Raw genomic sequence first — 10405 nt, forward strand, 5'->3', positions numbered from 1 at the left:
ATGCAGGACGTGATCGCGCGGATGCCCCCCGAATGGCATCCGCAGGACTGGCTGTGGATCGGCTTTCCGCATGATCCGGTCGAATGGCCTGGCTTCCTCGGCAAGGCGCAGGAGCAGATTGCTGCTTTTGCCAATGCCGTGGCGGAGAGCGGGCAGGAGGTGCGACTGATCGTGCGGGACGGGGCCAATGCGGCGCGGGCGGCATCGCTGTGCAGCGGGAAAGTGATGCTGGAAACGCGAACCTATGGCGATGTCTGGCTGCGCGATACCGGGTCGCTTGTCGTGCTCGATGATGCGGGTAACCGCCTTGCCCGGCGCTTCGGCTTCAATGGCTGGGGCGGCAAGTACCTGATGGAGGGTGACCAAACCATCGGCGCGGAACTCGCCCGCAGTGCCGGGCTGGAGCCGACGGTTGCTGACTGGATCCTCGAAGGCGGAGCGCTCGATTGCGATGGCACCGGGCTGGTGGTCACGACAGAACAATGCCTGCTCAACCCCAATCGCAACCCCGGCCTGTCGCGCGGCGATATCGAGGCGCGCCTCCACTGCGACCTCGGCTTTGAGCGCGTGCTGTGGCTGGGTGAAGGCCTGATCAACGACCATACCGACGGCCATGTCGACAACCTCGCGCGGTTTGTCGCCCCGCACATTCTCGCATTGCCGCAAGCAACCGGGGCGAATGATCCCAACGCGGCGATCTATGCCGATGCCTTTCGGCGGGCCGAGGCGTACGGTTTGACTGTCCGGGAAATCCCCTCTCCCGGTCGGGTGGAGACAGACGGGCGTATCGAGCCGGCCAGCTATATGAACTTCGCGATCACTTCGAAGCTGGTGGCTGTGCCGATCTACGGCACCCCGCACGACGCGGACGGCGTGGCCGCGATTGCCGAACTGTTCCCCGAGCGCGAGGTGGTGGGCATCATGGCCGATGCCGTGCTGGCGGGCGGCGGTTCGTTCCACTGTGCCAGCCAGCAAATGCCGACTCGGACTTTAACGGACCGGTAACCGGCTTCAGCGCATCATCGCGGCATGGCTCGAGTCGTCTCCCTTGCATTGTCCGCCCCGCAGCGTCTTCCGGCGCTCGAAATCGCGCGCTTTGCCGTGGTGGCCGGCTGTGCGCTGGCGCTGATCTTCGCCGAGCGCGCCTTTCCTTTCTAGAGCTTGAGTAGGGCGCCCAGCGCCGCCGCGCCGAGCACGCCGCCGGCGATGTAGCGCCATGCGCGCGGGTCGATCCGGCCAAAAGCGCGCGTGCCCAGCCAGTTTCCGGCCAGCACCATCGGGAACAGCGCCAAGGCAAACCATAGCTCCTCCCAGTGCGCCTTGCCGAGCAGCACCGCGATGGTCGCGCCCGCGCCTTGCGTGACGAGGAAGATCGACATCATCGAGGCCCGCGCGACCGCCGGGGCAATGTCGCGGCGCAAATAGTACGGCACCACTGGCGGACCGGGCATCCCTGCGAATCCGGTGAGCAGGCCTGAGGCAATCCCGGTCGCCACGGTTTCCTTAGTCCCCGGCCTGTGATGCGGCTTCTTGGGCAGCAGCACCGCGACGAAAGCACCGATCGCCACCAGCGCAATCAGCAGCCGGGCCAGCGCCGGACCGGCCCAACCCATGGCCAGATAACCCAGCGGAATCGCCAGCACGGCGACCCCGGCGATGATCCACGCCGACCTCTCGGTATCGGCGACCTGCTTGCGGATATGGGCGAAGCTGACGAGGAACCCCAGCAGGTTGCCGATCATCACCGCTTCGACCGGCGGGACCGCCAGCGCCAGCACCGGGACCAGCAGGATCGCGAGGCCAAACCCGGCCAGCCCGCGCACGAATCCTGCGACCAGCGTGGCCGTCAGCCCGAGCGCGATGGCTCCCCAAGTCAGTCCCGCGATCAGCCCCGCAGGTCCGGCGGGGTCGTCTCGGCCTTGAGCATGGCGATGGCCTCGGCCAGCGGCATGACCTTCTGGTGCTCGGCCCCCAGCGTGCGCACGGCGACGGTCTGTTCCTCCGCCTCGCGCTTGCCGACGACGAGCAGGTGCGGAACCTTCTGCAGCGAATGTTCGCGCACCTTGTAGTTGATCTTCTCGTTGCGCAGGTCGGTATCAACCCGGATGCCAGCCGCTTTCAACGCCTCGGCAACTTCGCTGGCATAGCCGTCCGCATCGGACACAATCGTCGCCACCACGGCCTGCACCGGGGCAAGCCATGCCGGCAGGCGGCCGGCGAAATGTTCGATCAGGATGCCGATGAAGCGCTCGTACGAACCGAAGATCGCGCGGTGCAGCATGACCGGGCGGTGCTTCTCGCCGTCCTCACCAATGTAGCTGGCGTCGAGTCGTTCGGGCAGAACCCGGTCGGACTGGATCGTGCCGACCTGCCAGGTCCGCCCGATCGCGTCGGTCAGGTGCCATTCGAGCTTGGGCGCATAGAATGCGCCTTCGCCGGGCAGTTCTTCCCAACCGAATTTCTCGGTGGCGAGGCCGGCGCGGACCACGGCGTCGCGCAGTTCGCTCTCGGCCTTGTCCCAATCGGCATCGCTGCCGAAACGCTGGTCGGGGCGCAGCGCCAGCTTGATCGAATAGGTGAAGCCGAAATGCTTGTAGACCCGGTCGGCCAGCGCGCAGAAGTCTTCCACTTCGCTGATGATCTGGTCTTCACGGCAGAAGATGTGCGCGTCGTCCTGCGTGAACTGGCGCACCCGCATCAGCCCGTGGAGCGCGCCGTGCGGTTCGTTGCGGTGGCAGCAGCCGTTCTCGTAAATGCGCAGCGGCAGGTCGCGGTAGCTTTTGATGCCCTGGCGGAAGATCAGCACGTGCGCCGGGCAGTTCATCGGCTTCAATGCCATCCAGTCCGCCTCGCCCGAGATCAGCGCCTTAGGTTCTGGGCCATCATCATCGGTGTTCGGCACTTCGTCGGGGATGACGAACATGTTCTCACGGTACTTGCCCCAGTGCCCGGACTGCTCCCACTGGCGCGCGTCCATGACTTGCGGGGTCTTGACCTCGCGGTAGCCGGCGCCGTCGATGGCGCGGCGCATATAGGCCTCAAGCTCGCGCCAGACGCGGAAGCCCTTGGGGTGCCAGAACACCGATCCGTGGGCTTCCTGCTGCAGGTGGAACAGGTCCATCTCGCCGCCCAGCCGCCGGTGATCGCGCTTCGCCGCTTCTTCCAGCCGCATCAGGTGCGCATCGAGCTGCTTCTTGTTGAGCCAGCCGGTGCCGTAGATGCGGGTCAGCTGCGCGTTCTTCTGATCGCCGCGCCAGTAAGCCCCGGCAACACGCATCAGCTTGAACGCTGCCGGATCGAGCTTGCCGGTGGAGGGCAGGTGCGGCCCGCGGCACATGTCGAGCCAGTCGCTACCCGACCAATAGACCGTCAGTTCCTCGCCCTCAGGCAGTTCGGCGGCCCATTCGGCCTTGAAGCTTTCGCCCTCGGCGCTCCACTTGTCGATGAGCTGCTGGCGTGACCACACCTCGCGGCGCAGCAGCTTGTCGGCGCGGATGATCTCGCGCATCTTTTCCTCGATCGCCGGCAGGTCATCCATGCCGAAGGCCTCGCGGCCGGCAGGCGCCATCACGTCGTAATAGAAGCCATCGTCAGTCGACGGACCAAAGGTGATCTGCGTGCCGGGCCACAGCGCCTGCACTGCCTCTGCCAGCACGTGGGCAAAGTCGTGGCGCGCGAGTTCGAGCGCCTCCGCCTCGTCACGCGAAGTGACCAGCGCGAGAGCGGCGTCGCCGGTGAAGGGCCGGGTGAGGTCGACCAGCTCACCATCAACCCGCGCCGCAATCGCCGCCTTGGCGAGGCCGGGACCGATCGCGGCGGCAACGTCATAGGGAGTCGAGCCCGCCGCCATTTCGCGCGAGGAACCATCGGGCAGAGTGATCGTGATCATTTCAGACATGGCACAGGCCCTTAGCCACGGAACGCCCGCGCCTCAACCGCGCATTCCGTGCGGGCATTGTGCCGCCCGGAACAGGGTGACAGAGGTGACACCGTGTCACCAATGCTGACGCCCTGCCAGGTCCGCAGTTTCCTGCGGTTTTCGGCTCGCTCGCGACGGGTGACACGTCGCAGGGCTGCGCGCGCAATCGCGGGGCGCGGCTGGGCCGGGCGGACGGGCAAAAATGGGCGGCACGGGTCATCCTGTGACCATGCCAGCGCCGGGCAATGTAGGACAGCCCATCGAACCGGCGCAGCCTACAATGTAAAGGATCATTGACATCGACACGACTCGAAAGTAAAGCGACCTTGTCATTCAGTCAAAGGAGCTTTCCATGGCCCGCAAGATGTCTCCAGCTGCCAAGCGTTACACTGTACGCCTTGCCGTCCTCATGTCGCTCTATCTCGTGCTGTTTTTCGTCGCGACCTGGCTGTTCCGACACGACCGCCCGTCTGGTGTTATCGCGGTGGTTCTTGCCCTCGCTCCCGCCGTGCCGGTCATCGGCGTGTTCTGGGCCGTGATGCGCTTCATCGTCGAGGAAACCGACGAATTCATGCGGATGCTGCTGGTGCGTCAGTGCCTGTTTGCCAGCGGCTTCAGCTTGGCGGTGGTCACCGTATGGGAATTCTTGCAGAACTTTGACCTGGTCGCCCCCGGTAATGGCGGCTTCGGCGCGTTCTTCTTCTGGGCGATGGGCCTCGGCCTTGGCGCGCTGTTCAACAAGGTGACCATGGGCACGGCGGGATCTTGCTGATGAAAAACCGCCTTCGCGTACTGCGCGCCGTCCGCGAGTGGAGCCAGCAGGATCTTGCCGAAAAGCTTGGCGTATCGCGCCAGTCGGTCAATGCCATCGAAACCGGCAAGTACGACCCCTCGCTCCCGCTCGCTTTCCGCATCGCCGACGTCTTCGGACTGACCATCGAAGAGATTTTCGAACGCGATTGACGCTTGCCGGAAATGGCTTGAAAAGCCTGCCCGTTAAAGGATTTGCCATGTCCCTGTTGCGCCGCTTCCTTACCCTGTTCGCGCTGATACTGGCCTTGCCTCAGGCAGCCCTTGCCGCCCCAGATGGTGCGGGGACCTGGCATGGTGCCGGTGCCACCCCGATCGGCGAGCTGATGCTCGTCGTGCGGATTGAGCGCGTGGCTGACGGAACGCTGAAAGGCGATATCGAAAGCCGCAACCAGAACCCCGGGCGGACGATGCCATTGACCAGTGTTGCACTGGACAAGGAGCGTCTGACCTTTGCCGTGGAGAGTCTTCAGGCCAAGTACGAAGGCACCTGGAGCGAGGCGGAGAAGGCCTGGGTCGGCACGTTTACGCAGGGCATCGAAATGAAGCTGGCGCTGAAGGCGGGTGATGCGCCCGCAACTGCGGTGATCGCCGGACTTGATGGCCGCTGGGGCGGTGAAGTCGTGCTCAATGGCGTCACCCTGCGCCAGGGCCTGCGGTTTCGCACCGCGCCGACCGGCACCATCGGTCTTTACGAATCGCCCGACCAGATGGTCAGTGGCGTGCCGGTGCGGGGGCTTGCGCGCGATGGCAATGCGGTGCGCTTTACCATCATGAACGGCATGCTGGTGTTCTCTGGCACGCTGGCTGACGATGGCCAGTCGCTCGCCGGCACCCTTGCCCAGCCCGGCCAGACCGAACTGGCGATCACCCTCAAGCGGCAGGCTGCCACCGCGAAAGCCGCCGCCAAACGCCCCCAGCTTCCCGTCGCACCCTTCCCCTATCGCAGCGAAGAGGTGTCGATCCCCAACCCCGCCGCGCCGGGCGTGACACTGGCTGGCACTCTGACCCTGCCCCAAGGCAAAGGCCCGTTCCCGGCCGCGATCCTGATCAGCGGGTCGGGCCCGCAGGATCGCGACGAAACGCTCGCCGGGCACAAGCCCTTCGCGGTGATCGCCGACCACCTGACGCGCCATGGCTTTGCCGTGCTGCGCCATGATGATCGCGGCACGGACAAATCGACCGGTGATTTCTCAAAGGCAACCTCGGCTGATTTCGCCAGCGACGCCAATGCTGCCTTCGCCTGGCTTGCCGCCCGTCCGGAGATCGCCAGCGGCAAGATCGGCTTCATCGGCCATTCCGAAGGCGGCATGATCGCCCCGATCGCCATGGCCGGTAATCCGAAGGTGGCCTATGCCGTGCTGCTCGCCGGCCCCGGCACAAGGCTCGACCAGTTGATGCTGTCGCAGCAGCGGCTGGTCGGCTCGCAGATGGGCCGCAGCGAGGCCGATCTCGACAAGGCCGAGCCGGTCTTCGCGCAGATCTTCGCCGCAGTTGCCAAGTCGAAGGACAATGCCGAAACCGAAGCGGCGATCGCGGCGATTTTCACTCCGCAGGCCCGCGCCGACTTCGGCCTCCCCGCCGATGCGCCCGCATCGATCCTGACTGCGCGGCTGGGTGGGCCCTGGTTCCGCTATTTCCTGAACTATGACCCGGTGCCCAACCTGGCCCGGATCAAGGTGCCTGTGCTGGCGATCAACGGCTCGCTCGACCGGCAGGTTCCGGCGGCGGACAACCTCGCCGCGATCCGCAAGGCGCTGGCCGCGAACAAGGACGTGACGATCGTTGAACTGCCCGGGCTCAACCACCTGTTCCAGACGGCCAAGACCGGCGGCATCGGCGAATATCAGCAAATCGAGGAAACTTTCGCCCCGGCCGCGCTCGACTTGATGACCACGTGGCTGCAAAAGCGCTTCGCCGGCCCCTGATTGGCCGGTGAGCAAGGGGCCGCCGCCGCAGATGATCGATACGCAGGACCACCTGATGCCCGACGGACGGCGCATCGCTTTCAGGTTCACACCGGCGGCCAAGGGCAACCCTGCGCCGACGCTGGTGTTCCTGCCGGGCTATATGTCCGACATGGCAGGCGGCAAGGCGCAGGCCGTCTTCGCCCGCGCCGCCGCGACCGGGCGCGGTTGCCTGTTGCTCGACTATTCAGGCTGCGGGGAAAGCTCAGGCCTGTTTGCTGACGGCACGCTCAGCCTGTGGCGCGAGGAAGTACTGGCGCTGATCGAGACCTGTTGCCCGGGGCCGGTGATCCTCGCCGGATCGTCGATGGGCGGCTGGCTGATGCTGCTGGCCGGGCTGGAACTGGGCGCCAAGGACTCTGGGCGTCTCGCGGGCCTCGTCGGCATCGCCGCCGCGCCGGACTTTACCGACTGGGGTTATACCGAGGAGCAGAAGGCGGACCTTTCCGCTGGCCGGCCGATCTACGAGGACAATCCCTATGGCCCAGAACCGACGCCGACTCACCCCGGCTTCTGGCGCGACGGTCAGGCCAGCCGCCTGCTTGACGCTGAGATCGCCATCGACTGTCCGGTGCGCCTGATCCACGGGCAAGCCGATCCCGACGTGCCATGGCAGACCTCGCTGCGCCTTGCCGAGGCGCTGCGTTCAGCCGATGTGCAGGTGCATCTGATCAAGGACGGCGATCACCGCTTGTCGCGCGAGGCGGATATCGCCTTGCTGCTTGCCACCATTGACCGCCTTTACGGCTGATCCGGGACACCCATGACCATCCTCGCCGCGCTGATTTCCTCGACACTCGCCATGGCCCAGGTCGGCCCGTTCACCGTGCCAAATCCCGGCGGCTCCGCGCGTGTGCCCAAGCCGGCGCTCGAGGGGCGTGATGCCAAGCCGCGGCCGGCCCAGCAGCCCTTCCAGCAGCCGGTCACGCGCCCAGCGCTGGTCAATTGCTATGACCTTGCCGCCAACGATCCGGTCGCCGCGCTATCGGCGGCTGAAGAGGCACTGACGGTCAAGACCGGGGCCGAACGCACTGATGCGCTGGGCTGCCGGGCGACCGCGCTGCTGGCGCTGGAACGCTTCGCCGAAGCGGAAACCGCGTTCCTCACTGCGCGCGATGCGCTGGAGGGCGACGATGCACGTGGCCGCGCCGAGTATCAGGCGGGGGCGGGGATCGCCGCTGAAGGCCGCGCCGCCTACACCACCGCGATCGACCATTTCACCCGCGCCAAGGCGCTTGCCAAGCAGGCGGACGACGCCCAGCTCGCGGGGCGTATTTCACGCGATTCGGCGGCCTCGCTGTTCAAGCTGGGCCGCAAGGACGATGCCGCCGCCGCTCTGGCTGAGGCCCGTGCCGCCCTGCCCGTCGATCCGGTAACCTTCACGATCTCCGCCCGCGCCGCGCGCCTTTCGGGCAAGCTGGCCGAGGCGCAGGCCTTTGTCGAAGTCGCCGCCCGGCTCGATCCGCTCGATGTCAGCATCGGGCTTGAGGCGGGGCTGATCGCCGCTATGGCCGGACGCGACGATGCCGCGCGCAAATCGTGGCAGTCGGTCATCGCCACCGCTCCGCAATCCGCCGAGGCCGAGCAGGCCAAGGCATGGATGGCGAGGCTTTCCCCGCCCGCCGCAACTCCGGCACCTGCACCAACGCCAGCCAAAGCCAACTGATCATGGTCCAGCTATCCGTCCTCGACCTTGTCACCGTGCGCGAAGGCTCCGGCGTGGCCGAGGCACTGGCGGCCTCGATCGCGGCAGCGCAGACCGCCGAAGCGGCAGGCTACAACCGCTACTGGATCGCCGAACATCACGGCATGGACGGCATCGCCGGCGGTGCAACGGCCGTGGTCATTTCCGCCATCGCCAACGCGACGAAAACCATCCGCGTCGGTTCGGGCGGGATCATGCTGCCCAACCACAGCCCCTTCATCATCGCCGAACAGTTCGGTACGCTCGCCGCGCTGTTCCCCGGCCGGATCGACCTCGGCCTTGGCCGAGCGCCGGGGGCTGACGGACGCATCGGCCAGATGCTGCGCAAGGACCTGATGCGCGCCGCCGAGCAGTTCCCGCAGGACGTGGTCGAACTGCGCGCGCTGCTGACCGGCGATGCCACCGCGCCGCTCGCTGCAACGCCGGGATCTGGCGCGCAGGTCGAAATGTGGATCCTTGGATCGAGCCTGTTCGGCGCCTCGCTCGCCGCCGCGCTGGGTCTGCCCTATGCCTTCGCGTCGCACTTCGCGCCTGACCAGCTCGACGCCGCGCTCAAGCTCTACCGCGAACGGTTCACCCCGTCGGACCAGCTGACCCGGCCGCACGTTATGGCCGCCATGGCCGTCGTTTGTGCCGACAGCGACGAGGAAGCCCAGTTCCACGCTTCCTCGCTCGAACAGAGCTTCGTTGCTCTGCGCAGCGGCACGCCGGGCAAGCTGAAGCCGCCAATCGAGAATTACCGCGCCACGCTTGCGCCCCAGTTTCAGGCCATGTTCGCCCATCTCGATCAGGCGCGCGCCGTGGGCTCACCGGCCACCGTTCGCGAAAGCATCGAGAGGTTCGCCGCGCGCACCGGGGCAGACGAGATCGTGGTTGCCGGGGCGCTATACGATCCCGCCGCGCATTGCCGGTCGCTCGCCTTGACCGCAGCCGCGTTTGCCTAGAACATCGGTCCATAGCGGCGCAAAACTGGTTGCAAATGGAACCAGTCCTTCGTAGAACCGCGTAAGATTGCACCAGAGTCCGGTAATTATATTTCTTTACTGGCCTGCTGGCGTCCAGCGGCGCAGGAGAGAGTGAATGGCCAAAGGTTCGGCACCCGATAAATCGGGGAAGACAGCAACCAAGCTGCGCAAGGACCTTGCGGTCCGCCTCGCCACCTCGGTCCTGCCCGGTGACGGCGCCTTTTCCGCCGAAGGGCTGGATGCCGCCGCCGCCTTTTTGCTCGATGCTGCTGACGACCGCCGCGCAAGCACACCGGTCATCGCCATCGAATCGGTCAGCGGCACCGCTGCCGACCGCTTCATGCGCGTCGCCGTGATCAACGACGACATGCCGTTCCTCGTCGATTCGATCGCCGCAGCCGTCACTGCCCAGGGGCTGGGCATCGACCGGCTGGTCCACCCCGTACTGACCGTGCGCCGCGACTTGGACGGCAGGCTTGCCGGCCTGCCCGACGGCAAAGGTGATGCGAGCGACAAGCGCGAATCGATGATCTACCTCGAAACCGACCGGGCCGACGCCAAGGGCCGCCGCGCCTTGCGCGAGGCTCTGGCCGAAACGCTGGCTGACGTGCGCGGCGCGGTGAACGACTGGCCAAAGATGCAGGCCGCCATGGCCGCCGATGCCGATAGCATTGCCGCCGCAACGGACAGCAACGAAGGCGCAGACCTGCTGCGCTGGCTGAAGGATGGCATGCTCACCCAGCTGGGCCACGTTACCCGCCACCGCGACGGCTCCTATTCGCAGGCGCTCGGCATCTGCCGCAAGAGTGCGCGGCCGCTGCTGGGCGAACCCAGCTACAAGCGCGCCTTCGAATGGTTCGAAGCATCAGCAAAAGGGGCTGACAAGCGCCCCCGCGCACCGCTGGTGATCAAGTCCAACCGGCTGAGCACCGTCCACCGCCGCGTCCCGCTTGATCTGTTCATCGTGCCGACCTACGAGGGTCGCAAGGTCACCGCGCTGTCGATCCACGCCGGCGTCTGGACCAGCGCCGCGCTCGCC

General features: G+C 66.3%; 10 protein-coding genes and 1 pseudogene. 9 read left to right on the forward strand and 2 right to left on the reverse strand.

Going from position 1 to position 10405, the window contains the following annotated elements:
* Nucleotides 1–1005 (forward strand): agmatine deiminase family protein, encoded by a 1005-nt coding sequence (locus RMO89_RS09875; protein ID WP_310532838.1) that lies wholly within the window; start codon nucleotides 1–3, stop codon nucleotides 1003–1005.
* A gap of 24 nt (nucleotides 1006–1029) precedes the next feature.
* Complete coding sequence (locus RMO89_RS09880) at nucleotides 1030–1158, forward strand: hypothetical protein (protein ID WP_310532839.1); 129 nt, start codon at nucleotides 1030–1032, stop codon at nucleotides 1156–1158.
* Here RMO89_RS09880 and RMO89_RS09885 read toward each other — a convergent pair.
* Together RMO89_RS09885 and thrS are read right to left on the reverse strand one after the other, a co-directional pair.
* Complete coding sequence (locus RMO89_RS09885) at nucleotides 1155–1889, reverse strand: sulfite exporter TauE/SafE family protein (protein ID WP_310532848.1); 735 nt, start codon at nucleotides 1887–1889, stop codon at nucleotides 1155–1157. The two genes, RMO89_RS09880 and RMO89_RS09885, sit on opposite strands and share 4 nt — an antisense overlap.
* On the reverse strand, nucleotides 1886–3898 hold the full coding sequence (gene thrS / locus RMO89_RS09890; RefSeq protein ID WP_310532840.1) for a threonine--tRNA ligase: 2013 nt from the start codon (nucleotides 3896–3898) through the stop codon (nucleotides 1886–1888). Before thrS ends, RMO89_RS09885 begins: the two co-directional genes overlap by 4 nt.
* 373 nt (nucleotides 3899–4271) lie before the next feature.
* On the opposite strand from thrS, the gene RMO89_RS09895 reads away from it, so the two are divergent.
* From RMO89_RS09895 to RMO89_RS09925, 7 genes and pseudogenes are all read left to right on the forward strand, one after another.
* Nucleotides 4272–4691, forward strand: a complete 420-nt coding sequence (locus tag RMO89_RS09895; protein ID WP_310532841.1) for a hypothetical protein — start codon at nucleotides 4272–4274, stop codon at nucleotides 4689–4691.
* On the forward strand, nucleotides 4691–4882 hold the full coding sequence (locus RMO89_RS09900) for a helix-turn-helix transcriptional regulator (RefSeq protein WP_310532842.1): 192 nt from the start codon (nucleotides 4691–4693) through the stop codon (nucleotides 4880–4882). The genes RMO89_RS09895 and RMO89_RS09900 overlap by 1 nt, the downstream gene beginning before the upstream one ends.
* 47 nt (nucleotides 4883–4929) lie before the next feature.
* Nucleotides 4930–6657 (forward strand): alpha/beta fold hydrolase, encoded by a 1728-nt coding sequence (locus RMO89_RS09905; RefSeq protein ID WP_310532843.1) that lies wholly within the window; start codon nucleotides 4930–4932, stop codon nucleotides 6655–6657.
* Nucleotides 6658–6688: 31 nt separating this feature from the next.
* Complete coding sequence (locus RMO89_RS09910) at nucleotides 6689–7447, forward strand: alpha/beta hydrolase (RefSeq protein ID WP_310532849.1); 759 nt, start codon at nucleotides 6689–6691, stop codon at nucleotides 7445–7447.
* Nucleotides 7448–7459: 12 nt separating this feature from the next.
* Nucleotides 7460–8362: a hypothetical protein gene (locus tag RMO89_RS09915; protein ID WP_310532844.1), complete on the forward strand. Its 903-nt coding sequence runs from the start codon at nucleotides 7460–7462 to the stop codon at nucleotides 8360–8362.
* 2 nt (nucleotides 8363–8364) lie between these two features.
* Nucleotides 8365–9345 (forward strand): LLM class flavin-dependent oxidoreductase, encoded by a 981-nt coding sequence (locus tag RMO89_RS09920; RefSeq protein WP_310532851.1) that lies wholly within the window; start codon nucleotides 8365–8367, stop codon nucleotides 9343–9345.
* Nucleotides 9346–9481: 136 nt separating this feature from the next.
* Nucleotides 9482–10405, forward strand: a pseudogene (locus RMO89_RS09925) (NAD-glutamate dehydrogenase domain-containing protein); the annotation flags it as partial.

The organism is Novosphingobium sp., assembly GCF_031424035.1.
Taxonomy (GTDB): Bacteria; Pseudomonadota; Alphaproteobacteria; order Sphingomonadales; family Sphingomonadaceae; genus Novosphingobium.

What these genes read in the sequence shown, in the direction of transcription:
- RMO89_RS09905 (WP_310532843.1), top strand. Translation starts at nt 4,930, where the DNA reads ATGTCCCTGTTGCGCCGCTTCCTTACCCTGTTCGCGCTGATACTGGCC.
- RMO89_RS09920 (WP_310532851.1), top strand. Translation starts at nt 8,365, where the DNA reads ATGGTCCAGCTATCCGTCCTCGACCTTGTCACCGTGCGCGAAGGCTCC.
- RMO89_RS09875 (WP_310532838.1), top strand. Translation starts at nt 1, where the DNA reads ATGCAGGACGTGATCGCGCGGATGCCCCCCGAATGGCATCCGCAGGAC.
- RMO89_RS09895 (WP_310532841.1), top strand. Translation starts at nt 4,272, where the DNA reads ATGGCCCGCAAGATGTCTCCAGCTGCCAAGCGTTACACTGTACGCCTT.
- thrS (WP_310532840.1), bottom strand. Translation starts at nt 3,898, where the DNA reads ATGTCTGAAATGATCACGATCACTCTGCCCGATGGTTCCTCGCGCGAA.
- RMO89_RS09910 (WP_310532849.1), top strand. Translation starts at nt 6,689, where the DNA reads ATGATCGATACGCAGGACCACCTGATGCCCGACGGACGGCGCATCGCT.
- RMO89_RS09915 (WP_310532844.1), top strand. Translation starts at nt 7,460, where the DNA reads ATGACCATCCTCGCCGCGCTGATTTCCTCGACACTCGCCATGGCCCAG.
- RMO89_RS09900 (WP_310532842.1), top strand. Translation starts at nt 4,691, where the DNA reads ATGAAAAACCGCCTTCGCGTACTGCGCGCCGTCCGCGAGTGGAGCCAG.
- RMO89_RS09880 (WP_310532839.1), top strand. Translation starts at nt 1,030, where the DNA reads ATGGCTCGAGTCGTCTCCCTTGCATTGTCCGCCCCGCAGCGTCTTCCG.